The sequence below is a fragment of the Trinickia sp. HAY1-2D genome (genome assembly GCF_056754935.1).
Genome location: NZ_JBPGWX010000002.1, coordinates 1,531,955 through 1,557,091, shown reverse-complemented (window position 1 = coordinate 1,557,091; position 25,137 = coordinate 1,531,955). Strand labels below are relative to the sequence as shown.

Below are 25,137 nucleotides of genomic sequence, written 5' to 3'. Positions count from 1 at the left end.
TGTTACCTCGACAATGTCGAACGGCTTGCCATGATTTCGACATGCGTCGAAAAAAGCGCGATAGGAGAAAAGCGGCTCGCGGCGCAACGCAGCGAACGATAGTCTAACCCTCGGGCGCGTGGGGACGCGCCCGAGCCTTGGCTCAGTCAGGCGACTGAGCCGTATCCGGCGAATGCTCGACGGCGGGCGTGGGCGCGGTGTCGGACGCATGCCCGGTGTCGGACGCATGTCCCGCATCGGACGTCGAGCCTGACTCGGGCGCCTGAGCCGCGTCAGCCGACTGAACAGCCCCAGCTGGCTGCGCCGCCTCGGAGGCCGGCGAACCTTCCGGCGCGCCCGGCTGCGCCGGCTGTTCGGCGGGAGCCTTCGCAGCCGGCTGTGTGCCATCGCCCTTGCGGCGCGCTGCAGCGCCGCCCTTGGCCTGCCTGCGCGCGAAGGCCGCGTCGCGCGCGGTGACGCTGCCGGCCGGCGCGCCGTCGAGATCGACTCGCGGCGCACCGTCGACGAGACAGGCCCAGTAACGGCTGCCGCGGCACCATGTGCTGACCGCATCGCGGATCTGCGCCTCGTTCAGCGCGAGCTCCTCGGCGTGCGAGACGAGATCGGCCAGAATGCCGATCTTCAGCGGCACCTTCGGCGCGGGGTTCTTGGGGAATGCTGCCGGAAAGCGCTTTTGCAGCTTGCCGATGACCCGTACCACGGGATCGACCGGCTCAGCCTTCGGCACGTGATGGCTTCTCGCCTCCCCGCGCTGGGCTCGGGCATCGCCGCGCTGTCCCTTCGCGTCGCGCTGACCCTTTGTCTCCTGGTGGGCCTTCGCGTCGCGCGGCCCCTTCGCATCGCGATGACCGTTGGCGTCGCCCTTTGCGTCGCGCTGACCAGGCCGAGCCTGTCGAGGCGATTTGCCCGCATCGGCGGCCTGGGCCTGCTCCTTTGCGGCGCGCGCTTCTTTCGCCAGTTGCTTTCTCAGTTCTGCCAGCTGCTCGAAACCCATATTCGTCCTGTAACCGCCTACCCGAAAATCAGACGGCAATATTAACAGCCTCTTGGCACATCGGCTGCCAAGCGGGCGCCGCGCCGAACCGGCACCCGGTTCAGGCGCCATCGACCGTGACCTGCACGCCAAGCGCCGATCGATAGCAGACTGAAAGGTCCGCTTCATCGCCCAGTCGCATTCGACCCTCAGATTAGCTGCTTTTAGCGTGGAAACTCTCCGCGCCTTACAACGAGGTAGACATGAATCGACGCAAGGCAATGCGCCACGCGGGCACGGCGCTCGCCATCGGGCTGATGGCACTCGCAGGCGCGGCAACGGACGCTGCCGCCCATGAAATCCACGATGCAAGGCGCGTGCTACTCATCAGCATCGACGGGCTGCACGAACAAGACCTCGCTCGCTGCACTGGCGCCAATACCTGCCCGAACCTCGCCGTGCTGGCGCACTCCGGCGTCACCTATACCGAGGCGCGCACGCCTGGCCTGTCCGATTCATTCCCCGGTCTCGCCGCGCTCGTCACGGGCGGCTCGCCGAAATCCGCCGGCCTCTTTTACGACGTCTCCTATGACCGCACGCTGTTCGCACCCACCGACGACACATGCTCGGGCAAGCGCGGCTGGAATGTCGTGTTCGACGAAACGACCGGCATCGATGCGCAAAACGGCGGCGCGCTGATCCATCTCGACGGCGGTGGCGCATTCAATCCGCAAGCGATCCCGCACGCGCTGGTCAACGGCGTGTGCAGCCCCGTCTATCCGCACAACTACATCAAGACGAACACGATATTCGAAGTCATCAAGGAGCACATGCGCGATGCGCATACGGCCTGGGCCGATAAGCACGCGTGGGGTTACGACTGGCTCAACGGACCGTCGGGCCATGGCGTGGACGATCTCGCCCGCACCGAAATCAATTCGATCGATCCGGCGACGCAGACCGACTATACGGACGTCTATACCCACACGGAGAAATTCGACAACTACCACGTGCAAGCAATCCTCGATCAGATCGATGGCAAGGACTCCACGGGGACGAAGAACGCGCCGGTACCGACGCTGTTCGGCACGAACTTCCAGACCTTGAGCGTGGCGCAAAAATCGCCGGTCGCCAACGGCGGCGGCTACCTCGACGCGAGCTTCACCCCGGGCCCGAACGTGGCCAATGCGATCGCCTATGCAGATGACGCGATCGGCCGCATCGTCGCCGAGCTGAAGCAGCGCAACCTGTACTCCACGACCGTCATCATCGTGACGGCCAAACATGGCCAATCGCCGACCGATCACACGAAGCTCGTGAAAAACGGCGACACGCTCACGCAACTGCTCGAAGCGAACAACTACCTGGATCCGAACGGCAACTTCGGCCAGAACACGACGCAATCGGGCAACCTCAACGACGGCACCGGGCTTGCCGGCACGGGCATGGTGCAAACGGACGATGTCGGGCTCGTCTGGCTGCGCGATCAAAGCCAGCGCGACGCCGTGATCGCGACGCTCAAGGCCAATCTCGGCTGCAACGCGCCCGGCATCTGCGCCGATGGTCCGGGGGCCTATCTCCTCTACGGCCCGCAACTCGCCGCGCGCTTTGGCGATCCGGCGCAAGGCCGCACGCCCGATATCGTCGTGCAGCCGAATCCAGGCGTGATCTATACGTCGAGCAAGAAAAAGGACGAGGAACATGGCGGCAATGCGCCTGACGACAGCCACCTCGGTCTGCTCGTGTCGTTCCCTGGCATTCGTCACGCCCGCACGATCGCCAAGCCCGTCCTGACCACGCAAGTGGCGCCGACGATCCTGCGCGCACTCGACCTGAAGCCCGAGTGGCTGCACTCGGTAGCGGAAGAAGGGACGCACGCACTGCCGGGACTCGGGATCGAGGACTGAGGCGGATGGTCTTTGCCGCATCCGGGGAGGGAGCGGCGAGGACGTCCCCGCGCGCGATACAATGCCATCCGGTTTGCGGCCCGAAGCGCATCGACGTAAGGGCCGCGTTTGAACACTATCTGGATGATTCGCGCACGATGTCCGCCCTCCCCTTCGACGCCGTGATCTTCGATTGCGACGGCGTCCTCGTCGATTCCGAGCCCATTACGAACCGCGTGCTTGCCGAAATGCTCGGCGAGCTCGGCTGGAACATCAGCACTCGGGAGACGATGCGGCACTTCGTCGGCAAAACGGTCAAGGACGAAGCCGCCCTCATCGAATCGCACACCGGCTTTCGCCTCACGGCGCAGTGGCTCGAGCAGTTCCGCGCCCGGCGCAATGCGGCGCTCGAAGCCGAGCTCCTCGGCGTGACAGGCGCACCACTGGCAGTCAAAACGCTGCACGAAGCGCTTGGCGGTGTCATCGCCGTCGCATCCGGTGCCGATCGGCACAAGGTCGAAATGCAGCTCGCGAAGGTCGGTATCTTCGAGTATTTCGAAGGACGCATCTTCAGCGGTCATGAAATGCCCCGGAACAAGCCGCATCCCGATGTCTACCTCGCCGCCGCAGGCGGGCTCGAGGTCAATCCCGCGCGCTGCGCGATCGTCGAAGATACGATCACGGGTGCGACCGCGGGACTGGCCGCCGGGGCAACCGTGTTCGGCTACTGCCCCGACGCTGCGGGGCACGGCCATGCCGAGGCGATGCGAGCCACGGGCGTCGCAGCGATCTTTCACGATATGGCCGAACTGCCGGCCGTGCTCGCTCGCTGGCGCGCCGCGTAGGATTCAGGAAGGCTATTGCCCCGAAGCGTCACCGGGCGGGTGGTTGGCCTTTCTCGTCGTTTCATCGCGGAACGGCGGCGTGGGATAAGGAAGACCGCCCGCTTGCGCCCATAGCTCTTCAAGGCGCGCGCGGTCGCGCCGCCCCGCGACGTCGAGCACCGATTTGGCCTTGGTCTCGCGCTCCATCACGCGAACGAGATCGATGATGTTCTGAAGCAGCGCATCCGGGGCACCGGTGTCATCGCCGCCGAGACCAATCGTGACCTCGCAGCCTCGCGCCAAGGCAGCAAGGAATTGCTCGCGCTCCGGTGACGGGTGCTCGTCGATCAGCATCTCGATGCCGCCACCATACTGGCGCGAGCTGATCCGATCGATCTCGTCGAGTAGACCCGATAGATATCGGGCGGTGCGAGGCTCTAGCGCGGCTGCCGCGTCGTGCCGTGTCTGTCCGGTCTCCGGCGACGCAGGTGTGGGCGATGTCTCCTTACCCCGCGCAGCGGAGACGAGACCGCGCAGGCCATCGAGCACCGAGTGAGCCCGATGCCGGCCCCGGCCCGAGCTGACGGTGGGCTTCGGCTGTTCGGTCGACGGGTCGGGTTCGGGACCCATCGAGCCGGATGTCCCAAGCGGCGGCACTGTCATGATGTGAGTCGCGAGAAGTGGCAAATGCCGTCATCTTCCCATCGCTAGGTCCGTTACAAGCGCGGGCGCGCGAAGGACCGACCGGATGAGCGCATGCAATTTTCCGCGTTCGTGCGTTCGGTGCCCTACATAGGGATCGGTCAACGATAAGTAGGCTGTTGCGAAGCGGCGAAGTGCGTTCGCCTTTTCTACCTAACCGGTCATTTGCTTTGACGCCTCTAAAGTTTCACCGCATCGATTGGCGCACTGTGTGCGCAGGCACGCTCGCGGCCTTGGCCGCTCTGCAGTGCACAAGCCTGGCGCATGCCGAAGACGGCACACCGAATGCGCCGGCCGCGCAGCAATCGCCGCAGCGCACGATCGACGGCTACGCCGTGTTCGGCAACGGCCGCGCGACCGAAGGCGGCGACATGCATTGGCGCGCCTATGAAATCGGCTTCGGCGACATCCTCAACGATTACCTCTCCGTCTACGTCGCCTATCTGAACGAGGGGCATCCGACGAATCATCATCGCGATGGCTTTGCGGCGCTGGGTTCGTTTCGCTGGCCCCTCAGCGATCGCGTGGCGTTCGAGTTGTCCGCGGGGCCTTATTTCAGCATGGATACCACGCATGTCGAGAATGAACCGCGTAACGAAAAGCGATTGGGCCTGCGCGCCTCGGCCGCAGTGCGGTTCTATGTCGTGCCCAACCGCTTTTTTCTGAAGCTGCAATACAACCATATCCAGATGGTCAACGGATTCAACTCCGACGCGGTGCTCTTCGGCATCGGCTCCGATCTTCGCGGCAACCCCGCACCGGCGCTCTCCGACGGCAAGACACAGCTGAGCATCTGGGCCGGCACGTCGCAGACAAACCATCCTCAAGTGCCGATGGAAAAAGGTTACATGGTCGAACTCAAGCGCCCGCTCGGCAACGCTTGGGCGTATTCCGCGAGCTTCGTCTACGAAGGCAATAACGGCACGGCCGGCCGGCGCGGCGTGGCGGCACAACTCTGGTACGTCGCGCCGATCCAGAGCAAATGGACCTTATCGGCCGGTGTAGGGCCGTACCTCGCGCGCGACCGCGACGAACCTTCGAATCGCATGCGAATCAACGCCTTGCTCAGCGCGCAAGTGAGCTACCAGGTCACGAACAATTGGGCCGCGAGCCTGCGCTTCAACCGCGTCGCGACCGGCAATGACAAGGACCAGGACATGTTCATGGTCGGCCTCGCGCGGAACTTCTAGCGGCGATGCACGCGCGCCATGGCGCGCGTGGCTTACCCCGCGAAGTACACGCGTGCTAGACTTCCCACCCATGTCCTATTGGCGCAAATTATTCATCGTCGTGCTCTTGGCACTGAGCCTGCCGGTTCAGTCGTTTGCGGCCATCTCGATGAAATGCGTGCCCACACATGCTCGCGCCGGCGATGCGTCCGTCCGGCACGCCGGGCATGAGATGTCCGAGCACCATCGAGAAATGCACGGGATGGTTCTCGCCGGCGATGGCGACCATCATGACCTGCGCGGCAGTCCTCACGTGCATTCGTGTTCGATGTGCGCATCGTGCTGCCTCGGGACCGCCTTGCCGGCCGTTCCCATCGTTGCCGTCATCGCGGACGCTACGCGTGTCGTCGCATCTATTCCCCCTTCGGCCGGTGCCGCGTCTTTTTTGACCGGCGGCATCGAGCGCCCTCCTCGCTCCACGCTCGTCTAGTTTTCCACCGCGGTTAAAGCCCGCGATGTTCCATTCGTGCCGGCGGTCTCTTGGACCCGCCGGATGATTGAAGACGAGAAAATCCATGCGACTAATTTCTGCGGCGCTGCTTGGCGCGGCGGCTTCATTGCCGATGCTCACGCACGCCACCTCCACCTTTCCCGCCCCCGCGGACGCGGCGGCCCCGGCTCCCGCGAGCGCTTCATCGTCTGCCGTCGACGATGAAGCGCTCGTTGCAAGAACCACCACCGCACGCGATGCAATGGCCATGCGCACCCGGGAATACGCTTCCAAGCCGCTTTCGATGGACGACGCGGCACGGCTCGCCTTGCACAACGACAACCCCGGCACCGCCGACGCGATGTCGAAGGTGGCCGCCGATGCGCGCCGTGCCTATATCCGAGCGGTGGCGGGCGAGCAAGCCGCCCGATACGCCGGGCACGTCGAGGACTCCGCCGACGCCGGCGCACAATTGGCCTCGCGCATGCGCCAGGCCGGAAACCTGAGCAAGCTCGATGAGGCGCGCGAGCAAGCCTTCCGTGCCAGCGCGCAAGTACAGGCAGCGAAGGCTCGCCAGCAAGCGCTGTCGGCGCGGGAGAAATTGACGCGAACGCTGGGGCTGCGGGGCGGGCACACGCAGTACACCCTTCCGGATCAGTTGCCGGATCTGCCGAAAACGCGTCCCGCACTGAACGACCTCGACGCATTCGCCTCGCGCAACCATCTCGAGATTCGATCGGAGGTTCGCGAATCCTACTCGGCGTACATGACGAGCTACGACGTAGCAAAGCGCTATCGCGACGAAATCGTGCCGCTTCGCAAAACGATCTCGGACGAACTGCTGCTCCGCTACAACGGCATGCTCGCCGGCGTTTTCGAGCTGTTGGCCGACGCGCGCGAGCAGGCCGCCGCGATGAGCGGCTACGTCGATTCGCTCGAGGACTACTGGCTCGCGGAAACGGACATCCGGCAAGCGTTGGGCGGATGTTTGCCGCCGCCGGCATCCGCCAGCCGTTCGGGAGGGCAGTGACATGGTGTCCCGTCGACAATTCCTGAGCGGCTCGGGAGCCGCCCTGCTCGGTGCCGCCATGGTCAGCAAGGCCGGCGCGGCTTCATTGCCGGAAGCGCCGACCATGGCGGCCGCGGCGACGCAGCCGCCTCTCATGCCGCCCAACGGCCGCCCCTATACACCGGTCGCGACGCTGAACGGATGGACGTTGCCCTGGCGGATGAAAAACGGCTGGAAGGAGTTTCACCTGACGGCCGAACGCGTGGTGCGCGAAATGGCGCCCGGTATGAAGGCCAACCTCTGGGGCTACAACGGTCAGTCGCCGGGCCCGACGATCGAGGCCGTCGAAGGCGACAAGGTCCGTATCTTCGTCACCAACAGACTGCCCGAGCACACCACGATCCACTGGCACGGAATGCGGCTGCCGAACGGCATGGACGGTGTCGGTGGATTGACGCAACCCCACATCCCGCCCGGCAAGACATTCGTCTACGAGTTCCAGCTGGAGACGCACGGCACGTTCATGTATCACCCTCACTCCGACGAGATGGTGCAAATGGCGATGGGGATGATGGGCATGTTCATCGTCCACCCGAAGGACCGTAGCGTCATGCCGGTCGACCGCGATTTCGTATTTTTGCTGGCCGCCTACGACATCGATCCGGGCAGCTTTACGCCGCGCGTCAACGAAATGACGGACTTCAACATGTGGACCTTCAACTCGCGCGTGTTCCCCGGCATCGATCCGTTGCCGGTGCGCGCCGGCGATCGCGTACGCATCCGGTTCGGCAATCTGACGATGACGAATCACCCGATCCATCTGCACGGCTATCGCTTCGAGGTCACCGGCACGGACGGCGGATGGATCCCACCGGCGGCCCGTTGGCCCGAGGTGACCGCCGATGTTGCAGTCGGCCAGATGCGCGCGATCGAGTTCACCGCGGACCGGCCGGGCGATTGGGCGTTTCATTGCCACAAGTCGCACCATACGATGAACGCGATGGGGCACCGCGTGCCGACGATGATCGGGGTACGGCAGGACGACCTGGCCGAACGCATCGGCAACGTGGTGCCGGACTATATGGCGATGGGCAGCACCGGTGGCGCAATGGGCGAAATGGAGATGCCCTTGCCCGAAAACACGCTGCCGATGATGACGGGCACCGGGCCTTTCGGCGCGCTCGAAATGGGCGGCATGTTCACGGTCGTCAAGGTCAGGCAGGGGCTCGGGCGCAACGACTACCGCGATCCGGGCTGGCACACGCATCCCCAGGGAACGGTGGCGTACGAGTACACCGGTGCACTGCCCGACGGTTGACCGGTACGGCGAGGCAGGGGGCGCCGAAAGGCCACCACTGAACGGTCATCCCTGCCGGCCAAGTTCCTGCCCCTTCCAACGTTTGGGCACCCTATTCGATCGCTTCATGAGGCAGCCCTACGTAGTTCTCGGCGATCGCCCTCAACCCCGCATCGCAACGGGTGTAGTACTCGTAGTCGATGCGCTGCATCTGCTTGTCGAAACCATCGCGGTCCGGAAACTCGTGGAGCAGGTTCGTCATGAACCAGGAAAAACGCACGGCTTTCCAAACACGGCGTAGTGCGATCGACGAGTATTTCTCGAGCCAGTCAGTGCGCCCGCCCTCGTAGACGCCACGGAGAATCCGGTACAGGGTGCCGACATCGCTCGCGGCAAGATTGAGCCCCTTCGCACCCGTCGGTGGGACGATGTGCGCGGCATCCCCGACGAGAAAGAGCCGGCCATATTGCATCGGCTCGACCACATAACTGCGTAGCGGCGCCACGCTCTTTTCGAGCGAATCGCCTGTCACGAGCGTCTCGGCCAGATCCCGCGGCAAGCGCGCCTGGAGCTCGGCCCAGAAGCGCTCGTCCGTCCAATCCTCGGCTTTCTCGCTCAGCGACACTTGCAGGTAATAGCGGCTGCGCGTCATCGAGCGCTGGCTGCACAGTGCAAAGCCGCGCGCATGGTGGGCGTAGATCAGTTCATGGCTGACGGGCGGTGTATCCGATAGCAGTCCAAGCCATCCGAATGGAAAAATGCGCTCGTACTGCGTGAGGCGATCCGCGGGTATCGCCTTGCGCGATACACCGTGAAAGCCGTCGCAGCCAGCGATGAATTCGCATTCGAGCGCCATCGTCTCGCCGTCCTTGTCGAACGTGACACGGGGCGTGTTGCCCTCGATCCCGTGCAATTGAACGTTGCGGGCTTCATAGATGGTCGTACCGCCACTGGCCTCGCGCGCCGCCATCAAATCGCGCGTGACTTCGGTCTGGCCGTAGACGAGCACCGTGGCACCGCCCGTCAATGCCTTCAGATCGATGCGGTCGCGCCGGCCGCCGAAGGCGAGTTCGATGCCTTCATGCACGAGTCCTTCCGCATCCATACGCGCGCCGACGCCAGCCTCGCGCATGAGATCCGCCGCGCCCTGCTCGAGCACGCCCGCCCGGATTCGCCCGAGCACGTAGCCGCCCGTCTGCCGCTCGAGCACCACGTTGTCGATGCCTGCTCGTTGCAGCAATTGGCCTAGCAGCAGACCCGACGGTCCGGCGCCGATGATCGCGACTCGGGTTTTCATGACGGTGCCCCCTTTCAAGATGTCTCGTCGTTTGCTTGTATTTTTCGACGTTCATCGCGAATAGAGAAGGCACATTTGTGCAATAGAACAGGACTTTTAAAAGATCGCCGGCTAGCGCTTGCGGCGCGGCCCTATTCCTGCTTGATGCCTTCCGCCTGAATCTGAAGCTTCGTCAGCATGTTGAACCCAAGCCGCTGCCCGATATCGATGCCGAAGTCGGCGCGGTTGAACTGTGCGCTTGCCTCCACACCGCACACCTCGCGCTTGAAGTAGGGATTCATGAAGCATTTGAACGATTCGATCCGCAGATTGACCGGCCGCGTGACGCCATGCAGCGTCAGCGCGCCGATGACCTCTTTGGGCCGATCGCCATCGAATCGGATTTGGGTACCCTTGTAAATCGCGCTCGGGAATTGCTTCGTATCGAACCCTTGCGTCCCGCGCAGGTTTTGATCGAGTTGCGCGTTGCCCGTGTCGATCGACGACGGATCGATCGACACATCGATTGTCCCGGTCTTCTTCGCGAGATCGAGCGTCACGGTGCCGCTCGACTTCGTAAACTTGCCTCGCCAGATCGACACACCGCCGAAATGGTCGACGGCAAAGCTGGGATAGGTATGCGTCGGATCGAGTTGATAGCTGGTCGCAGAAGCGGCGGCCGAACACGATGCTCCCGCGATGGCGATGAGGCCCGCCGTGACGAGCTGGTTTGCTTTGTTCATTGTCTCCTCCAAATGCGTTGAATTGGATTCTCTTTAAAACTTCGCTGCAACGAGATGGAATTTGATGGTGACGTCGTCCGCGACGATCGACGTGTCCTTCCACTCGCCCGTCCCGATATCGAACTGCGAGCGCTTGATCGGCATGCTGCCGTCCAGCGTCTGAGCGTGGTCACGCACCGTTAGCGTGACGGGCACGGTGACGATCGCGGATTTGCCCTTGATCGTCAGCTTTCCCGTCACGCGGTACCGATTGGCACCGGCAGCGGCTATCTCGCTCGAAGCAAACGTTGCCGTCGGATAAGTCCTCGCGTCGAACCATTCCTTTCCGGCCACCTGGCTGTTGTAACTGGAATCGCCCAGGTCATAGCTGCCGACATCGACCGTGATCAGCGCGCTGCCTGCCGACGGTTTGGCCGGATCGAAGCTCACGCGCGCACTGAACTTCTTGAAGACGCCCTCGATGGGCACATTCATCTGTTTCGATACCGCGGTGATCGAGCTTTTCGCGAGGTCGACTTCGGCGCGCGCCGCGCCGGGCGCAGTCAAGACGGCTGCCACGAGCACCGGCGCCATGCAGTGGTAAAGCGATGACTTCATCGAAGATCCTTCGTCATTTGAGAAAAGGCAGCATCCGCCCGAGCAGTCCGTCCCGATCGATCCACTGATGCTTGACGGCCGCGGCGACGTGCCCTGCAACGAGCGCGAGCAGTCCGTAATCGAGCGCAATGTGAATGGACTTGAACCACACCTTGAGTACCGGGTCCGGTGCGATGAGCTGCGGCATCGGTATGAGGCCCAAATAGACGACGGGCACATTCGCCGCCGCGGTGTAGAGGTAGCCCGAAACGGGAATCGCGATCATGAGCGCGTACAGCGCCACGTGAACGGCATTCGCCGCGCAGCGTTGCCACGCGCTCATGCAATCGGGCAACGGGGGTGCCCGATGCGTCAACCGCCAGACGATGCGCAACACGGCCAACGCGAGCACCGTCACGCCGATCCACTTGTGCCAGGAATAGAAGCGCAGCTTATCGGGCGTGATGCCCGGCATGCGCGTCATCGCCCAGCCCAACGCAAACCCGCCGACGATCAACGCCGCGACGATCCAGTGCAACCCGATTGCAGCGGCCGTATACGCACCCCGGCCACCAACGGTCGGAGACACGTGCTCGCCCGCACGTCTTTCGAAGCGCTCCTGAGTGGGCCTGCCCGCGCTGTTCGTCTGACTCATCGTTCCTCTCCTCGTCCCGCTCCCCCATCCGAACGGCCTCCGACCACTTCCACGCAAACGATCCGTTGCGTGCCGAGCGCCGATACACCGGCCTCGAGCACATCGCCGGCACGCAGATATCGCCCGTGGTGACTGCCGATGCCTGCAGGCGTACCCGTGCAGATCAAGTCGCCCGGCTGCAACGACGTATGCGTCGACAGGTAGGCGATCTGCTCGGCAATGCTGAAAATCATGTCGCCGGCCTGCCCGTCCTGCATCAATGCGCCGTTCAGCCGCAACCACGGTCGCAGCGCCGACGGCGCCTCGATGTCCCATGCCGGAACCAGCCACGGACCGGCCGGCAGCCATCCGGCTCTCGATTTCGACTGAAGCCAATCCGTGCCGAGCACCGGCACGTCGGTCCGCACTACGCGATCGCGCAACGTGATGTCGTTGACGACGCAATAGCCCGCGACATAGTCGAGCGCGCTTGCGACGTCGACGTTGCAAGCGCGCCGTCCGATCACGACCCCGATCTCCACCTCCCAATCGAGCGTCGACATGCCGGCTTCGACCGGCAATGGGTCGAACGGGGCCGAAACCGCGGCTGTTCCCTTCACGCATATATAGGGCGTGCCCACGCGCCGCCGAGTTTCGATCGATGCGAGCACGGCTTCCCGGCGGACAGGCGCATCGGCAGCGCCATGTGCATCGAGGGCTGCCTGCACCACCTGCTCACTGTAATTGCCGATCGTGCAGTAGACCTGCCGCGGGGCGATCGGCTCGTGGATCCGGAAGGCAGCGAGCTCGACACCTTTTTCCGCGATGAGCGTCTGCGTCCCTTCCGATCGAACGACCTGCTTCAATCGATCGGCGTTGCACTCCCATTCATTCAGGAATTCGGCGACCGACGATGTGCCGCGCAACCCGCTGGCGCGCCACTGCGCCAAAGCCATCACGCGGCCTTCGAACAGCAGCGCCGGAAACGGCGTGCAGGCGGCGATCGACACGTTCACGAGTACAGGAGACATGTCCGGCTCAAAGATCGTTGACGAAATGAACTTCGACCGCATCGCCGTCCGGGCGCGCAAGGGTGCGCCGGCGCGGCGCGGTTTCGACGAGCAGCACGGCAATGCCCGCTCCGGCGACGAGACTGTAGAACGCGAAATCGAGGGTCCGGGCCAGGCCGAAATGCTGCGCGATGAAACCGGCGATCACAGGAGCAACGCCACCCCCGAACGTCTCACCCACGCCCGACACGAAGCCGATGGCCGACGCGACGAGACCGGGCGGAGCCGCCTCGGTGGCAACCGGCCCACTGAGCAACGACAGCAAGCCGATCGAAAAGAGGGATACGCCGAAGAGCAGCGCGAAGAGCATTTGAGGATGGGGGCCCGTGCGTGCGAAGCAATAGAGCAGAAGCGTCGCGGCGACGAAGCCGAACAGCGCGGTCGGGCGTCGGCCGACGCGATCGGAGATACCGGGCAGCGCGAACGAGCCCGCAAACCCGCCGAATCCGATCGCCGAAGCGACGAAGCCCATGCTCCGCGTGTCCAGATGAAGGACGGCGACGAGGTAGATCGGAACCATCGCACCGATCACGAAAATGCCGCCCATCGCGCACAGAATGGCAGCAGTCGCGACGAGCACGTTGCGCGTGCGCAGCAACTGCGTCCATTCCATCTTGGCGGCGCCCTCGACGCCGAGCGGGACATCGCGGCTGCGCGTGCGCTCGTGCAGCAGTCGCCAGATCAGCGCGGAGACGATCAAGCCCGGCACGGCCGAGATCATGAATACCCAGTGCCACGACGGTACGACGCGAAGCAGTTGCGTGGCGGCGATGGGGGCGAAACCGAGCCCGACGAGCGGGATCATGCTCAGTTGCAAGCCCTGGTTCAGGCCGCGTCGGGCGGGACGCGACGCCTCGCTATTTGCCGCGAGGCTTGCGGGCGTGAATGCACCTTCGGCGACGCCCATCGCGGCACGCAACAACAAGAGACTGCTGAAGCCCGTCGCGAACCCCGACAAACTCGACAGCACGGAGAAGACGATCATCGTCGCGACGAGAATCTTCTTGCGGCCGATGCGATCCGAAACCGGCCCCATGACGATCGACCAGATGCCCCACGCCACGCCGAGTACGCCGATCAAGCTACCCAGTTGCGAATAGTCGAGGCCAAGGTCTTTCATCATGTACGGAAACATCGGCGCCATCAGCCACCGGTCGAAACCGACCAGTCCGAACCCCAGGCCCAGCAGGACGAGCGTTTTGCGCTCGTACCCGATGTCATGGTGAGAAGCGGTCATCAATTGTCTCCATTAAGTTGTCTTCGTGCGATACGCCATGACGGCGTTCTTTCGATTACCGCTTCACACGATCAATGCTAACGTTAGCGTAGATTAGATGCCCGCTCTTTCGCTGTCAAATGCGTACATCTACTTATTTCGTGCTTACGTATGCACTAGGCGCGTGCAAACGCATGATCCGACGGGGGAATTGCTCGTTCGCCGTCGTACCGGGCGGTCGATCGGGGGAACTGCCTTGCAGCGAGTGAGTGTGCTATCGTTTGTCCGAATCCGCCCTCATTGGAACGCCATGATCACCATCAAAGACATCGCCGCCCGCCTCGAGGTCTCTCCCTCGACGGTTGGCCGCGCGCTCGCCGACGATCCGAGAATCAGCGCCGCCACCAAAAAGAAGGTCACGGAAGTCGCCAATGAAATGGGCTACGTGGCCAATCTCGCGGCGCGCATGATGCGCGGCGTGTCCAGCAATCTCATCGGCCTCGTGCTGCCCGATATTCGCAACAGCTTCTATTCGACGATTGCACACGCGCTGTCGAAGTGCGTGCAGGGCGCGGGCTTTCAATTGATGTTGTCGGAAACCGAAGACGACCGGATGGTCGAGCTGCATCACATTCGCGAGCTGACGAGCGCGAACGTGGCCGGGATCATCATCGTTCCCACGGCGAAGCCGCATCGGGAAGCCACGCGCCTGCTCAAGTTGTTGCCGCACGTCCAATTGATTCGCCGGCAAGCCGTCATCGGCGACCAGTACTTCGGCATCGACGATACGCAGGCGCTGTTCGATGCGACGAACCATTTGATTGCGCTCGGCCACCGACGCATCGCCTACGTCGGCGGCACCGACGAGCTGCCCACCGGCGAAGCGCGACTGCAGGGTTATCGAAGAGCCATCGAAGCCATGCCGCGCAATGCGCGCCCGAGCGCCGAGTTCGTCCGGCTCGGCCCGCCGGGTTCGATCGATTTCGGGCGCGAAGCCATGCGAGACCTGCTGGCGCAGGCCGCAGCGCCGACGGCCGTCGTGGCCGGTGCGGTGCGCATCACGCAAGGCATCGTCGAAGAGCTCATGGCTCAACGTATCGCCGTTCCCGAGCAACTTTCGGTGGTGGGCTTCGGCGACGAGATGGGATTCAGTTGGTGGGGGCCGGGTCTCACGACCATCGGCCTTCCCGTTCACGATCTGGCCACGGCGTGCGGCCTCTGGTTCGTGCACCAGATCCGCCAAAACGCCGCCGCGCGCGCGCCCTACGCTTCGATCGCCACGGCCACGTTGATCCAGCGGGGCAGCACGCGCGCGCCCGCTGCGGCGGCACGAGAGCGCGCCACGGCCACGGTCAGTAGGAGTAAAAGCCCCGCTTAGTCTTACGGCCGAGATAGCCCGCGTCCACCATCTCTTTGAGCAACGACGCGGGCCGGTATTTCGTGTCGCCCGTCTCGCGCTGAATCACCTCCATGATCGCGAGCACGGTGTCGAGGCCGATCAGATCCGCGAGCGCCAACGGCCCCATGGGATGACGCGCGCCCAGCCTCATGCCCGCGTCGATTTCGTTCGCGCTCGCCAATCCTTCCTGCAGCGCGAATACGGCTTCGTTGATCATCGGCACGAGAATGCGGTTGACCACGAAACCGGGGGCATTCTTCACCTGTATCGCGGATTTGCCGAGGCGCTCGGCAAGCGCAACGGTCGTCTCGAACGTGGCGTCGCTCGTTTGCATGCCGCGAATGACTTCCACGAGCGCCATCGCCGGAACGGGGTTGAAGAAATGCATGCCGACGAAACGCGACGGGTCGGCGAGCGTAGCCGCCAATTGCGTGATCGACACGGACGACGTATTCGTTGCGATGATGGCGCCGGGCTTGGCGATTCTGTCCAACTCGCGCAATATCTGGTGCTTGATCCCGACGTTTTCCGTAGCCGCTTCGATGACGACATCGCATGTACCGAGCGCGGCGGAATGGGACGTCGTCTTCACCCGCCCCATCGCTTCGGCAACGTCACCGGCCGTCATCTTCTGCTTCGAGACCAGGCTGTCGTAGCCCGCCGACAGCCGCTCGCGCCCGCGCTCGAGCGCGCTTTCATCGACGTCGCTGAGCACGACCGTCAGCCCCGCTGCCGCGCAGACTTGCGCGATCCCCGTGCCCATCTGGCCTGCGCCGACGATGCCTATCGTTTCGTAGTTCATGGTTGCTGCCTTAGATATTCGGATGATTCGGCGCGACGCCGTTTCGGCGCCGACCAGTCGCCGGGCTGGCCGACTCTGCGCAGCTCGGCCTCGTCTTTTGCGGCTCGGATCGCACCGTCGAACGTGGGCTCGGTGGCCACTCGCATCCGGTCGACGCTGATTACCCAGTTGTCGAACGTATAGCGCCAACGAATGCGACGCTCCTCTAGAAGCGCGGAAAACCATCGCCAGACCGATGCATCTTCCGCATTGGCTACTGCGGCCGCATCGAAGCGAGCGCGTTGCATCGCATCCATATCGTGACTCCGGTAGACGCGCGGATTTCGCGCTCACTGTCACCCGCACCTAAGCGAGCGTTTCGATCAACTCGGGAACCGCGGTGAACAAATCGCCGACGAGCCCGTAATCGGCCACGCTGAAGATCGGCGCCTCAGGATCCTTGTTGATCGCGACGATCACCTTCGAATCCTTCATGCCGGCCAGATGCTGAATCGCACCCGAGATACCGACCGCAACGTACAGTTGCGGTGCGACGATCTTGCCCGTCTGGCCCACCTGATAATCGTTGGGTACATAGCCCGCATCCACCGCGGCGCGCGACGCGCCCAACGCCGCGCCGAGCTTGTCGGCCAGCGGCACGAGCACGCTCTGATAGTTCTCGCCGCTGCCCAGACCCCGGCCACCCGACACCACGATCTGCGCGCTCGTCAGCTCGGGACGGTCCAGCTTGGTCACCTCGCGGTTCACGAACTGCGAGATGCCGCGCTCCGCCGCCGCCTCGATCTTCTCGATTGCAGCGCTGCCGCCAACGGCCGCCACGGCGTCGAAGCCCGTCGCACGCACCGTCAGCACCTTGATCGGATCGCCCGATTGCACCGTCGCAATCGCATTGCCCGCGTAGATCGGCCGCTCGAACGTATCGGGCGACACCACCGCGGTGATCTCGCTGATCTGCGCCACGTCCAGCTTCGCCGCCACGCGCGGCGCGATGTTCTTGCCGTAAGCCGTGGCCGGCGCCACGATATGCGAGTAATCCTTCGCGATCTCGAGCACCGTCGCTTCGACGTTCTCCGCCAGACCTGCAGCCAGTTGCGGCGCATCGGCGAGCAGCACCTTCGAGACGCCCGCGATCTTCGCCGCTGCATCGGCCGCGGCCTGCGCGTTGTGACCGGCAATCAGCACGTGAATGTCGCCGCCGATCTTCTGCGCGGCAGCAATAGTGTTCAATGTCGCGCCCTTGACGGTCGCGTTGTCCCCCAAGGGGATTTCGTTCCGGGCATCATGTTCGGCAATCACCAGAATCGTCATTTCTTCGCGCTCCCCTTACACCACCTTGGCTTCGGTCTTCAACTTCTCGACCAGCGTCTTCACATCCGGCACCTTTACACCGGCGCTGCGCTTGGGCGGCTCGGCCACCTTCAGCGTCTTCAAGCGCGGCGTGACGTCCACCCCAAGGTCTTCGGGCTTCAGCGTTTCCAGCGGCTTTTTCTTCGCCTTCATGATATTGGGCAGCGTCACATAGCGCGGCTCGTTCAGGCGCAGATCCGTCGTCACCACCGCCGGCAAGCTCAGCGTCAGCGTCTCCGCACCGCCGTCCACTTCGCGCGCCACCGTCGCACGGCCCTCGGCGATCGTCACCTTCGAGGCAAACGTCGCTTGCGGCAGGTTCGCCAACGCCGCCAGCATCTGGCCCGTCTGGTTCGAATCGTCGTCGATCGCCTGCTTGCCCAGAATCACGAGCTGCGGCTGCTCTTTATCGACCAACGCCTTGAGCAGCTTCGCCACGGCCAACGGCTGCAAGTCCTCGTTCGATTCGATCATAATCGCGCGGTCGGCACCGATCGCCAGCGCCGTGCGCAGCGTCTCTTGCGCCTGCGCCACTCCGCACGACACCGCCACGATTTCCGTCGCCACGCCCGCTTCCTTCAGCCGCACCGCCTCTTCCACCGCGATTTCGTCGAACGGGTTCATCGACATCTTCACGTTCGCAATATCGACGCCCGTGCCATCCGACTTCACGCGAACCTTCACGTTGAAATCGACCACGCGCTTGACCGGTACGAGGACCTTCATGATTGCTTTCCCTGATGAAATGTCGGTTAAACGACGCCTCTGTCATGCAAGGCGGCGAGCTGCGGCGCATCGAGCGCGAGCCATTCGCCGAGCACGGCCTCGGTATGTTCGCCGAGCGTCGGCGGGGCATGCCGGTACTGGACGGGCGTCTCCGACATTCGTATGGGATTGGCCACCAGCGGCACCTTTCCCGCGACGGGATGGCTCATCTCCAAGCGCATCGCGCGTGCTTGCACTTGCGGATCGGCGAACACTTGGTCCATTCGATTGATGGGGCCGCACGGTACGCCGCGCGCTTCCAGCATGGACACCCATTGCGCGGTCGTGCGAGTGAGCGTGATGCCGCGCAACGATTCGACGAGCTCGTCGCGATGCTTCACACGCTGCGGGTTAGTGCGAAAGCGCGCATCGCGCGCCCACTGCGGCCGGTCGATCGCCTCGCATAGACTCGCGAACTGCGAATCGTTGCCCACGGCGATGATCATGTAGCCGTCCGCCGTCGGGAAGTCCTGGTACGGCACGATGTTCGGATGCGCGTTGCCCATCCGTCGAGGCACGTCGCCGCCGACGAGGTAGTTGGCCGCCTGATTCGCCAGCGACGCGATTTGCACGTCGAGCAGCGCGAGGTCGATATGCTGGCCCCGGCCCGAGCGCTCGCGATGCGCCAACGCGGCAAGAACGGCCACGGTCGAATAGAGCCCCGTCATGACGTCGGTCAGCGCCACGCCGACCTTCATCGGACCCTCGCCCGGCGAGCCGTCGGGCCGCCCGGTCAGACTCATCAATCCGCCCATGCCTTGAATCAGAAAGTCATAGCCGGCGCGCGCGGCATAGGGACCGGTTTGCCCGAAGCCGGTGATCGAGCAGTAAATGAGCCGCGGATTGATCGCCGACAGACTCGCATAGTCCAGCCCGTACCGCGCCAAGCCACCGACCTTGAAGTTCTCGATGACGATATCCGCCTTGCCGGCAAGCTGCCGGATCAGCGCCTGGCCGTCGGCCTGCGCCATGTCGATCGTCACCGATCGCTTGTTGCGGTTGGCGCTCAGGTAGTACGCGGATTCGCCGGTAGGCTTGCCATCGATGTCGTCAAGCCAGGGCGGCCCCCACGCGCGCGTATCGTCGCCGGCGCCCGGACGCTCGACCTTGACGACGTCCGCCCCCAGATCCGCCAACAACTGACTCGCCCAGGGTCCGGCGAGCACGCGCGACAGATCGAGCACCCGCAGGCCGGACAGCGCGCCTTGTTTGAAGTCGTTCATAGTCGCCTAGAACGCCGCGATGCCGGTCATGGCGCGCCCGAGAATGAGCGCATGGATGTCGTGCGTGCCTTCGTAGGTGTTGACCACCTCCAGGTTCACGAGGTGCCGCGCAACGCCGAACTCGTCGCTGATGCCGTTTCCGCCCAGCATGTCGCGCGCCTGGCGGGCGATATCGAGCGCCTTGCCGCAGGAGTTGCGCTTCATGATCGATGTGATTTCGACGGCCGCCGTGCCTTCGTCCTTCATCCGGCCAAGCCGCAGGCAACCTTGCAAACCGAGCGTGATTTCCGTTTGCATGTCGGCGAGCTTTTTCTGGATCAGTTGGTTCGCGGCGAGCGGCTTGCCGAACTGCTTGCGCTCGAGCACGTATTGCCGCGCACGATGCCAGCAATCTTCCGCCGCGCCGAGCGCGCCCCATGCAATGCCGTATCGCGCGCTGTTCAGGCAAGTGAACGGACCCTTGAGCCCTCGCACGTGCTCGAACGCATTGTCTTCCGGGCAAAACACTTCGTCCATGACGATTTCGCCCGTGATCGACGCACGCAGGCCGACCTTCCCATGAATGGCCGGAGCGGACAATCCTTTCCAACCTTTTTCGAGCACGAAGCCGCGGATCGCTCCCTCGTCGTCCTTCGCCCATACGACGAAGACATCGGCGATCGGGCTGTTCGTAATCCACATCTTGCTGCCCGTCAGCAAATAGCCGCCATCGACGCGCTTCGCGCGCGTGGCCATGCTGCCCGGGTCGGAGCCGTGATCCGGTTCGGTCAGGCCGAAGCATCCGATCCATTCGCCGCGCGCGAGCTTCGGCAAATATTTGTTTTTGACCGCCTCGCTGCCGAATTCATTGATCGGGACCATCACGAGCGAGGACTGCACGCTCATCATCGAGCGATACCCGGAGTCCACGCGCTCGACTTCGCGCGCCGCGAGCCCGTAACTGACGTAGTTCAACCCGGAACCGCCATACGCCTCGGGAATCGTCACACCAAGCAAGCCGAGCTCGCCCATCTCGCGAAAAATGTCGACGTCGGTATGCTCGCGCCGAAACGCATCGAGCACGCGCGGCGCCAGTCGTTCCTGGCAGTAGGCGCGCGCCGATTCCTGCACCATGCGCTCTTCGTCCGTCAGTTGCTGATCGAGCAGCAAGGGATCGTCCCATTTGAAGCTGGCTGACTTGTGCTGTGCACGCATTTCGAACTCGAAAGAAAGTGAGATTAGAGCCACTCTAATCACACCATGAGTCACGCACAAACGATTTGTTCGCACTGATCTGTGCGAAAATCTCACTTGTTGTCAGAGTAACCGGAGACCCACCGTCATGCGCAGAAAGATTCCCTCCACGGGCGCGCTCTGCGCCTTCGAATCGGCCGCACGGCACCAGAGCTTCACCAAAGCGGCGGACGAACTGGCCGTCACGCAAAGCGCCATATGCCGGCAGATCGGTACGTTGGAAGATTTCCTGGGAGTGAAGCTGTTTCGCCGGAGCCGTCGCGGCGTGGCATTGACCGAAGCCGGGGTGGCCTATAGCCGAAGGGTCGTTGCGCGCCTGAACGATTTCGAACGCGATACGCTCGAACTCATGGCTCGCGGCGGACAAGGCGCAACGCTCGAACTCGCCGTGGTCCCTACGTTTGCCACGAAATGGCTGTTGCCGCGCTTGCCGATGTTCCATGAGGCGCATCCGGACATCACGGTGAACCTGACCTCGCAGACGCGCCCTTTCCTATTCGAAGGCACCGAATTCGACGCGGCCATTCACGCTGGGCCCGGTATTTGGCCCGGCACGGACGGGTTGCGGCTGATGGGAGAAACCTTGGTCGCGGTATGCAGCCCGGCGCTCCTCACAGCGCGCGGCGCACTGAAGCGAAACGACTGGAAGCGCTACACGCTCCTGCAGCAGAGCACGCGGCCCTACGCCTGGCGCGAGTGGTTCGCATCCCAGGACATGGAGGTCGAAGGCGATATGGCGGGACCGCGGCTCGAACTCTTCTCGATGGTCGCGGAAGCGGCGAAGCAAGGAATGGGCATTGCGCTCATGCCGCGCTTGCTCGTGGAGGACGAATTGAAAAGCGGCGCGCTCGTGCAAGTGTCCTCGCACGAACACCCGAGCAGCCGATCGTATTACCTGATCTTTCCGGAAGAGAAGGCGGAAAACGCGGCGCTGGGCCGGTTTCGCGACTGGATTGCGAGGCAGGCCGGCAATGCTGCCGTCCTGCCCCACGCCGCGGCTTAAAATTTGTGCCGCAGGCCGACGCTCGTCAGGAATTGACGGTTCGTCGACGAGGGGCCGCCGCTGCTGCCGATGAAGGCGCCGTTGAATATCGTCGAGCCCGCGCCGCTGACGGTTTGGTACTCGCCCATCAAATAAAGGTCGGTGCGCTTGGACAACGAATAGGCCGTCATCAGATTGAACTGATTCCAGCGCGGCTTCGCACGAACCGAGGCATTGGAATAGCTGCCATTGGTGAACGTGTACGATGCCGCGACTACCCACGCCGGATTGATCAGATACCGGATGTTCGCTTCGTAATTGTCGAACGTCAGATCGGTAGGCGAACCCGTTGCCGCGGGGGCCAGCGTGCTGCCGCGATAGACCGCGCTCGCCGCGCCATAGTGCGAATGGCTCCAAACGAGGCCTAGTATGGCCGGTCCGATCGTATAGCCCGCCCCGACGCCCCATACCTGCTGCGTCGCCGCATGGAACGTCGCATCACCCGACGTGGACGAACCGTCGAGGGCGCCCGCGGCGCCATCCCCCGCGTGGTCGATGCGCATGTACGCCGCGCTGACCGTGATGGGCCCTCGCTCGTACGTCGCCCCCGCACTGAATGCGCGATTGTCCGCAAAACCGCCCGCCTTATTGGAGAACGCATACAGCCCGCCAAATTTCAGGCCTTTGTAATCCGTGCTCGCGAATTTGACGGCATTGTCGAGCCGGAAGAAGTCGCCGAAGTTGTCGTTGTCCATGGGGTGCATGAATTCGAGCCCGCCCACGAAGCTTTGCGCCAAGCTGCGCGGCGCGAGATAGTCGACCACGGAGTCGTACTGGCGGCCCAGCGTGACGGCGCCCCAGGGGTTGGACATACCGACCCATGCTTGCCGGCCGAACAAGCGTCCGCCTTGCTGCAACGTGCCGTTCGTGCCCGTGAAGCCGTTTTCGAGCTTGAAAATGGCCTTCAATCCGCCACCGAGATCTTCGCTGCCGGTCAACCCCCATCGATCGCCGACGATATTCCCGGTCGACGCCAATACGGCGCTGTGGCCCCGCTGATTGCTGACATACGAAATGCCGTTGTCGATCAGGCCGTACAGCGTGACCGAGCTCTGAGCATGAGCCGCTGCGCAAAGACAGCCTCCGATCGCGAATGCGAGTTGCCGCTTCATTCCTTGTCTCCTGGTTGTTGTCCGTGTCGTCGGGTGCGATCGAATGCGTCACACTTGGATCTCGGTTAGCGCTAACGTTAGCACTGAGACGGAGAATATTTCGACTGCTCAGCTTACGACATTGGGGTTTTCGATAGCCCATCTCGAAGCCCATTGCAGGCATGGCCGCAGCGAATTGCCAGGCCGGCTGTGTCGCCGGCCGTCTTGGCAGGCATCGTTTCTCGTGCTAACGTTTGAGCACATTTCTCGATTCACATGAACAAGGTCATTCATGAGCGATACCGTTCTTCTCACCGACTACGCCTGGCCCGACGACAGCGTCGAGCGCGCCATCGTCGAATCGTCGGGCTTTCGGCTGGTCAGCGGCCCCGCATCGCCGGCCTCTGCCTCATCGATCGAAGCCCTCGTGCGCGAGCATCGGCCCGCCGGCATCTTGACGTGCTGGGCGCAAGTATCGGCAGATGCGATCGCCGCCGCACCGAATCTGAAAATCGTCGCGAGGCTCGGTGTCGGGCTCGACAACATCGCCGTTCAGACGGCAACGGCGCGAAACGTTCTCGTGACGAACGTGCCCGACTACTGCGTCGAGGAAGTCTCCGATCATGCAGTCGGTTTCGCGTTGGCCTGGACCCGTGGCCTCGTCGCATTCGACCGCGAGGTGCGTGCGGGACGGTGGTCGCCGGCGGACGCGAAGCTGCGCCGCTTGTCGTCGCTGACCTGCGGACTGATCGGGTACGGACGTATCGGGCGCGCGACGGCACGCAAGTTCGCCGCCTTCGGATGCCGCGTGCTGGCGCACGATCCGTTCATGCCCGCCAATGCCGACGGGGTGCAAGCCGTCAGCCTCGACGAATTGTTCGCGCAAAGCGACATCGTCGTCGTGCATGCGCCGCTGACCGACGGCACGCACCACCTCGTCAATCGCGAGGGGATCGCGCGCATGCGGCCCGGCGGCCTGCTCGTCAACGTGAGCCGCGGCGCGATCGTCGATACGGACGCCGTTATCGAGGCGCTCGAAAGCGGTCGCCTCTCCGGGGCCGCCCTCGACGTGCTGGAATCGGAGCCCGCCGTTCCCGCACGCTTGCTCGGGCAGCCCGGCGCGCTGCTGACCCCTCATGTGGCGTTTTCATCCGATGCTTCGCTGCTGGAATTGCGCGAGCGCGCGGCGCAGGAAGTCGTCCGTGTCCTGCGCGGCGAGGCGCCGCGCAACCCCTGCAACTTGCGTAAGGTTTGACGGCAAGCGTGCCGTTTCGATTTTCCACCACTGCCGTCTCACGATGAACGAACGAAATTGCCCCGACCCGCGCCTCGACGCCTTTCTCATCGAGCATCGGCTCGCGGCCGCGAATGAACCTGCGTCCTGGCGCGCTTTGACGGGCGGCGTATCGTCCGACATTTGGCGTGTCGATCTACCCGGACGATCGCTGTGCGTCAAGCGTGCGCTTTCCACCTTGAAGGTTTCCGCGCAATGGGAAGCGCCCGTTTCGCGCAACGCCTATGAATGGGCGTGGATACAATTCGCCGCGCAGCACTGCCCCGAGAACGTGCCCACGCCGCTGGCGCACGACCCGGTGCTCGGGGTGTTCGCGATGTCCTTCCTCTCCCCCGCCGAGCATCCGGTTTGGAAGCAGCAGCTCATGGCAGGCGAAGTGGAGATCGACACGGCCAAGGCCGTCGGCCGTTTGATCGGCAGTTTGCACAGCGCGAGCGCGGACAGCAGCGAGCTCGCCGATGCTTTCGACACGGGGGAGAACTTCCGTGCGTTGCGTCTGGACCCCTACCTCATCGCGATGTCCGCGCGGCACCCGGCACTGGCGCACAGGCTGGGAACGCTCGCGCTTCGTACTGCCTCGATACGCACGGCCCTCGTTCATGGCGACGTGAGTCCGAAGAACATTCTCATCGGCCCCAACGGTCCCGTGCTGCTCGATGCGGAATGCGCGTGGTTCGGCGATCCGGCGTTCGATCTTGCGTTCTGCCTCAATCACCTGCTGCTCAAATGCCTCGTGCGCCCCGACAAGGTCGACGCCTTGATCATCTCATTCAAGGCGCTGACCGAAGCGTACTTCGACGAAGCGGACTGGGAATTGCGTGCAAGCCTCGAAGCGCGCGCGGCCGCGCTGCTCCCGGCGCTGCTGCTCGCGCGCGTGGACGGCAAGTCACCGGTGGAGTATCTGACCGAGGACCGGCTGCGCGACCAGGTCCGCTCGGTCGCCGTTCCACTGTTGCATGAACCCGTCGACCATCTTTACCAGGTGGCGGCGGCATGGGTCGAGGGCATCGGTCGCTATACGCCGTCAAGGTAGGCGTCGCGCTCGGCACGCGGCGCATCGACGAACAATAATTACG

Annotated in this window: 27 protein-coding genes; 10 read left to right on the top strand and 17 right to left on the bottom strand. The window is 63.6% G+C overall.

The features are described 5' to 3' along the window. Positions 1 to 142: 142 nt before the first annotated feature. The gene (locus ACR9ZC_RS14440; RefSeq protein ID WP_481580824.1) at positions 143 to 727 is read right to left on the bottom strand and encodes a ProQ/FinO family protein; all 585 of its coding nucleotides are present in this window, start codon (positions 725 to 727) and stop codon (positions 143 to 145) included. 3 nt (positions 728 to 730) lie between these two features. Between ACR9ZC_RS14440 and ACR9ZC_RS14435 the strand changes: the two genes are divergently transcribed. The 3 genes from ACR9ZC_RS14435 to ACR9ZC_RS14425 all read left to right on the top strand — a co-directional run bounded on the left by ACR9ZC_RS14435 (position 731) and on the right by ACR9ZC_RS14425 (position 3,704). After that, positions 731 to 1,039, top strand: a complete 309-nt coding sequence (locus tag ACR9ZC_RS14435; protein WP_481580823.1) for a hypothetical protein — start codon at positions 731 to 733, stop codon at positions 1,037 to 1,039. A gap of 197 nt (positions 1,040 to 1,236) precedes the next feature. Further along, positions 1,237 to 2,880: an alkaline phosphatase family protein gene (locus ACR9ZC_RS14430; RefSeq protein ID WP_481580822.1), complete on the top strand. Its 1,644-nt coding sequence runs from the start codon at positions 1,237 to 1,239 to the stop codon at positions 2,878 to 2,880. A gap of 137 nt (positions 2,881 to 3,017) precedes the next feature. Continuing rightward, positions 3,018 to 3,704, top strand: coding sequence for an HAD family hydrolase (locus ACR9ZC_RS14425; RefSeq protein ID WP_481580821.1), 687 nt, complete (start codon positions 3,018 to 3,020; stop codon positions 3,702 to 3,704). A 12-nt stretch (positions 3,705 to 3,716) separates the two neighbouring features. Here ACR9ZC_RS14425 and ACR9ZC_RS14420 read toward each other — a convergent pair whose 3' ends face one another. Then, positions 3,717 to 4,346, bottom strand: a complete 630-nt coding sequence (locus ACR9ZC_RS14420; RefSeq protein ID WP_481580820.1) for a hypothetical protein — start codon at positions 4,344 to 4,346, stop codon at positions 3,717 to 3,719. Positions 4,347 to 4,618: 272 nt separating this feature from the next. On the opposite strand from ACR9ZC_RS14420, the gene ACR9ZC_RS14415 reads away from it, so the two are divergent. After that, a complete protein-coding gene (locus ACR9ZC_RS14415) occupies positions 4,619 to 5,575 on the top strand; it encodes a hypothetical protein (RefSeq protein WP_481580819.1) in 957 nt (318 codons plus the stop codon). A gap of 88 nt (positions 5,576 to 5,663) precedes the next feature. On the opposite strand, the gene ACR9ZC_RS14410 is transcribed toward ACR9ZC_RS14415, so the two are convergent. Both ACR9ZC_RS14410 and ACR9ZC_RS14405 read right to left on the bottom strand, forming a co-directional pair. Further along, the gene (locus tag ACR9ZC_RS14410; RefSeq protein WP_481580818.1) at positions 5,664 to 5,873 is read right to left on the bottom strand and encodes a hypothetical protein; all 210 of its coding nucleotides are present in this window, start codon (positions 5,871 to 5,873) and stop codon (positions 5,664 to 5,666) included. Then, complete coding sequence (locus tag ACR9ZC_RS14405) at positions 5,864 to 6,013, bottom strand: hypothetical protein (RefSeq protein ID WP_331573759.1); 150 nt, start codon at positions 6,011 to 6,013, stop codon at positions 5,864 to 5,866. Before ACR9ZC_RS14405 ends, ACR9ZC_RS14410 begins: the two co-directional genes overlap by 10 nt. A gap of 116 nt (positions 6,014 to 6,129) precedes the next feature. Between ACR9ZC_RS14405 and ACR9ZC_RS14400 the strand changes: the two genes are divergently transcribed. Both ACR9ZC_RS14400 and ACR9ZC_RS14395 read left to right on the top strand, forming a co-directional pair. Continuing rightward, positions 6,130 to 7,074, top strand: coding sequence for a hypothetical protein (locus ACR9ZC_RS14400; protein WP_481580817.1), 945 nt, complete (start codon positions 6,130 to 6,132; stop codon positions 7,072 to 7,074). A 1-nt stretch (position 7,075) separates the two neighbouring features. Beyond that, on the top strand, positions 7,076 to 8,371 hold the full coding sequence (locus ACR9ZC_RS14395; protein ID WP_481580816.1) for a multicopper oxidase family protein: 1,296 nt from the start codon (positions 7,076 to 7,078) through the stop codon (positions 8,369 to 8,371). Positions 8,372 to 8,462: 91 nt separating this feature from the next. Here the strand turns inward: ACR9ZC_RS14395 and pobA are convergent, their stop codons facing one another. The 6 genes from pobA to ACR9ZC_RS14365 form a co-directional block, all read right to left on the bottom strand. After that, positions 8,463 to 9,647, bottom strand: a complete 1,185-nt coding sequence (gene pobA / locus ACR9ZC_RS14390; protein ID WP_481580815.1) for a 4-hydroxybenzoate 3-monooxygenase — start codon at positions 9,645 to 9,647, stop codon at positions 8,463 to 8,465. 131 nt (positions 9,648 to 9,778) lie between these two features. Beyond that, the gene (locus ACR9ZC_RS14385; protein WP_481580814.1) at positions 9,779 to 10,369 is read right to left on the bottom strand and encodes a YceI family protein; all 591 of its coding nucleotides are present in this window, start codon (positions 10,367 to 10,369) and stop codon (positions 9,779 to 9,781) included. A gap of 33 nt (positions 10,370 to 10,402) precedes the next feature. Further along, complete coding sequence (locus ACR9ZC_RS14380; RefSeq protein WP_481580813.1) at positions 10,403 to 10,966, bottom strand: YceI family protein; 564 nt, start codon at positions 10,964 to 10,966, stop codon at positions 10,403 to 10,405. Positions 10,967 to 10,979: 13 nt separating this feature from the next. After that, the gene (locus tag ACR9ZC_RS14375; RefSeq protein WP_481580812.1) at positions 10,980 to 11,600 is read right to left on the bottom strand and encodes a cytochrome b; all 621 of its coding nucleotides are present in this window, start codon (positions 11,598 to 11,600) and stop codon (positions 10,980 to 10,982) included. After that, positions 11,597 to 12,610, bottom strand: a complete 1,014-nt coding sequence (locus tag ACR9ZC_RS14370) for a fumarylacetoacetate hydrolase family protein (protein WP_481580811.1) — start codon at positions 12,608 to 12,610, stop codon at positions 11,597 to 11,599. The genes ACR9ZC_RS14375 and ACR9ZC_RS14370 overlap by 4 nt, the downstream gene beginning before the upstream one ends. Before the next feature lie 7 nt (positions 12,611 to 12,617). Further along, entirely contained in the window at positions 12,618 to 13,886 is a 1,269-nt protein-coding gene (locus ACR9ZC_RS14365) for an MFS transporter (protein WP_481580810.1), read from the bottom strand. A gap of 289 nt (positions 13,887 to 14,175) precedes the next feature. On the opposite strand from ACR9ZC_RS14365, the gene ACR9ZC_RS14360 reads away from it, so the two are divergent. Beyond that, a complete protein-coding gene (locus ACR9ZC_RS14360; RefSeq protein ID WP_481580809.1) occupies positions 14,176 to 15,243 on the top strand; it encodes a LacI family DNA-binding transcriptional regulator in 1,068 nt (355 codons plus the stop codon). Here the strand turns inward: ACR9ZC_RS14360 and ACR9ZC_RS14355 are convergent. The 6 genes from ACR9ZC_RS14355 to ACR9ZC_RS14330 are packed head-to-tail and all read right to left on the bottom strand — an operon-like array spanning position 15,218 to position 20,595. Further along, the gene (locus ACR9ZC_RS14355; RefSeq protein ID WP_481580808.1) at positions 15,218 to 16,066 is read right to left on the bottom strand and encodes a 3-hydroxybutyryl-CoA dehydrogenase; all 849 of its coding nucleotides are present in this window, start codon (positions 16,064 to 16,066) and stop codon (positions 15,218 to 15,220) included. The genes ACR9ZC_RS14360 and ACR9ZC_RS14355 overlap by 26 nt on opposite strands. Further along, entirely contained in the window at positions 16,063 to 16,362 is a 300-nt protein-coding gene (locus ACR9ZC_RS14350; RefSeq protein ID WP_481580807.1) for a hypothetical protein, read from the bottom strand. The genes ACR9ZC_RS14355 and ACR9ZC_RS14350 overlap by 4 nt, the downstream gene beginning before the upstream one ends. Positions 16,363 to 16,411: 49 nt before the next feature. Further along, positions 16,412 to 17,374 (bottom strand): electron transfer flavoprotein subunit alpha/FixB family protein, encoded by a 963-nt coding sequence (locus tag ACR9ZC_RS14345; protein ID WP_481580806.1) that lies wholly within the window; start codon positions 17,372 to 17,374, stop codon positions 16,412 to 16,414. A gap of 15 nt (positions 17,375 to 17,389) precedes the next feature. Beyond that, positions 17,390 to 18,139 (bottom strand): electron transfer flavoprotein subunit beta/FixA family protein, encoded by a 750-nt coding sequence (locus ACR9ZC_RS14340; RefSeq protein WP_481580805.1) that lies wholly within the window; start codon positions 18,137 to 18,139, stop codon positions 17,390 to 17,392. A gap of 26 nt (positions 18,140 to 18,165) precedes the next feature. Next, positions 18,166 to 19,401 carry a CaiB/BaiF CoA transferase family protein gene (locus ACR9ZC_RS14335; protein ID WP_481580804.1) on the bottom strand — a complete coding sequence of 412 codons (1,236 nt, stop codon included), beginning with the start codon at positions 19,399 to 19,401 and terminating at the stop codon, positions 18,166 to 18,168. A gap of 6 nt (positions 19,402 to 19,407) precedes the next feature. Further along, positions 19,408 to 20,595 (bottom strand): acyl-CoA dehydrogenase, encoded by a 1,188-nt coding sequence (locus tag ACR9ZC_RS14330; protein ID WP_481580803.1) that lies wholly within the window; start codon positions 20,593 to 20,595, stop codon positions 19,408 to 19,410. A 127-nt stretch (positions 20,596 to 20,722) separates the two neighbouring features. Here ACR9ZC_RS14330 and ACR9ZC_RS14325 point away from each other — a divergent pair, with 127 nt between their 5' ends. Then, positions 20,723 to 21,637 carry a LysR family transcriptional regulator gene (locus ACR9ZC_RS14325; protein WP_481580802.1) on the top strand — a complete coding sequence of 305 codons (915 nt, stop codon included), beginning with the start codon at positions 20,723 to 20,725 and terminating at the stop codon, positions 21,635 to 21,637. Here the strand turns inward: ACR9ZC_RS14325 and ACR9ZC_RS14320 are convergent. Next, entirely contained in the window at positions 21,634 to 22,788 is a 1,155-nt protein-coding gene (locus ACR9ZC_RS14320; protein WP_481580801.1) for a porin, read from the bottom strand. The genes ACR9ZC_RS14325 and ACR9ZC_RS14320 overlap by 4 nt on opposite strands. Before the next feature lie 271 nt (positions 22,789 to 23,059). Here ACR9ZC_RS14320 and ACR9ZC_RS14315 point away from each other — a divergent pair, with 271 nt between their 5' ends. Next, positions 23,060 to 24,022: a C-terminal binding protein gene (locus ACR9ZC_RS14315; RefSeq protein ID WP_481580800.1), complete on the top strand. Its 963-nt coding sequence runs from the start codon at positions 23,060 to 23,062 to the stop codon at positions 24,020 to 24,022. Positions 24,023 to 24,065: 43 nt separating this feature from the next. Continuing rightward, positions 24,066 to 25,094: a phosphotransferase family protein gene (locus ACR9ZC_RS14310; RefSeq protein ID WP_481580799.1), complete on the top strand. Its 1,029-nt coding sequence runs from the start codon at positions 24,066 to 24,068 to the stop codon at positions 25,092 to 25,094. The last annotated feature ends 43 nt before the right edge of the window (positions 25,095 to 25,137 follow it).

Excerpts from the sequence above, each read along its gene's own strand:
- ACR9ZC_RS14410 (WP_481580818.1), bottom strand. The coding sequence starts at position 5,873 with ATGCACGTGAGGACTGCCGCGCAGGTCATGATGGTCGCCATCGCCGGC.
- ACR9ZC_RS14370 (WP_481580811.1), bottom strand. The coding sequence starts at position 12,610 with ATGTCTCCTGTACTCGTGAACGTGTCGATCGCCGCCTGCACGCCGTTT.
- ACR9ZC_RS14365 (WP_481580810.1), bottom strand. The coding sequence starts at position 13,886 with ATGACCGCTTCTCACCATGACATCGGGTACGAGCGCAAAACGCTCGTC.
- ACR9ZC_RS14420 (WP_481580820.1), bottom strand. The coding sequence starts at position 4,346 with ATGACAGTGCCGCCGCTTGGGACATCCGGCTCGATGGGTCCCGAACCC.
- ACR9ZC_RS14320 (WP_481580801.1), bottom strand. The coding sequence starts at position 22,788 with ATGAAGCGGCAACTCGCATTCGCGATCGGAGGCTGTCTTTGCGCAGCG.
- ACR9ZC_RS14405 (WP_331573759.1), bottom strand. The coding sequence starts at position 6,013 with ATGCCGCCGGTCAAAAAAGACGCGGCACCGGCCGAAGGGGGAATAGAT.
- ACR9ZC_RS14350 (WP_481580807.1), bottom strand. The coding sequence starts at position 16,362 with ATGGATGCGATGCAACGCGCTCGCTTCGATGCGGCCGCAGTAGCCAAT.
- ACR9ZC_RS14330 (WP_481580803.1), bottom strand. The coding sequence starts at position 20,595 with ATGCGTGCACAGCACAAGTCAGCCAGCTTCAAATGGGACGATCCCTTG.
- ACR9ZC_RS14355 (WP_481580808.1), bottom strand. The coding sequence starts at position 16,066 with ATGAACTACGAAACGATAGGCATCGTCGGCGCAGGCCAGATGGGCACG.
- ACR9ZC_RS14375 (WP_481580812.1), bottom strand. The coding sequence starts at position 11,600 with ATGAGTCAGACGAACAGCGCGGGCAGGCCCACTCAGGAGCGCTTCGAA.
- ACR9ZC_RS14315 (WP_481580800.1), top strand. The coding sequence starts at position 23,060 with ATGAGCGATACCGTTCTTCTCACCGACTACGCCTGGCCCGACGACAGC.
- ACR9ZC_RS14400 (WP_481580817.1), top strand. The coding sequence starts at position 6,130 with ATGCGACTAATTTCTGCGGCGCTGCTTGGCGCGGCGGCTTCATTGCCG.
- ACR9ZC_RS14430 (WP_481580822.1), top strand. The coding sequence starts at position 1,237 with ATGAATCGACGCAAGGCAATGCGCCACGCGGGCACGGCGCTCGCCATC.
- ACR9ZC_RS14385 (WP_481580814.1), bottom strand. The coding sequence starts at position 10,369 with ATGAACAAAGCAAACCAGCTCGTCACGGCGGGCCTCATCGCCATCGCG.
- ACR9ZC_RS14360 (WP_481580809.1), top strand. The coding sequence starts at position 14,176 with ATGATCACCATCAAAGACATCGCCGCCCGCCTCGAGGTCTCTCCCTCG.
- ACR9ZC_RS14310 (WP_481580799.1), top strand. The coding sequence starts at position 24,066 with ATGAACGAACGAAATTGCCCCGACCCGCGCCTCGACGCCTTTCTCATC.
- pobA (WP_481580815.1), bottom strand. The coding sequence starts at position 9,647 with ATGAAAACCCGAGTCGCGATCATCGGCGCCGGACCGTCGGGTCTGCTG.
- ACR9ZC_RS14435 (WP_481580823.1), top strand. The coding sequence starts at position 731 with ATGGCTTCTCGCCTCCCCGCGCTGGGCTCGGGCATCGCCGCGCTGTCC.
- ACR9ZC_RS14335 (WP_481580804.1), bottom strand. The coding sequence starts at position 19,401 with ATGAACGACTTCAAACAAGGCGCGCTGTCCGGCCTGCGGGTGCTCGAT.
- ACR9ZC_RS14395 (WP_481580816.1), top strand. The coding sequence starts at position 7,076 with ATGGTGTCCCGTCGACAATTCCTGAGCGGCTCGGGAGCCGCCCTGCTC.
- ACR9ZC_RS14425 (WP_481580821.1), top strand. The coding sequence starts at position 3,018 with ATGTCCGCCCTCCCCTTCGACGCCGTGATCTTCGATTGCGACGGCGTC.
- ACR9ZC_RS14340 (WP_481580805.1), bottom strand. The coding sequence starts at position 18,139 with ATGAAGGTCCTCGTACCGGTCAAGCGCGTGGTCGATTTCAACGTGAAG.
- ACR9ZC_RS14380 (WP_481580813.1), bottom strand. The coding sequence starts at position 10,966 with ATGAAGTCATCGCTTTACCACTGCATGGCGCCGGTGCTCGTGGCAGCC.
- ACR9ZC_RS14345 (WP_481580806.1), bottom strand. The coding sequence starts at position 17,374 with ATGACGATTCTGGTGATTGCCGAACATGATGCCCGGAACGAAATCCCC.
- ACR9ZC_RS14325 (WP_481580802.1), top strand. The coding sequence starts at position 20,723 with ATGCGCAGAAAGATTCCCTCCACGGGCGCGCTCTGCGCCTTCGAATCG.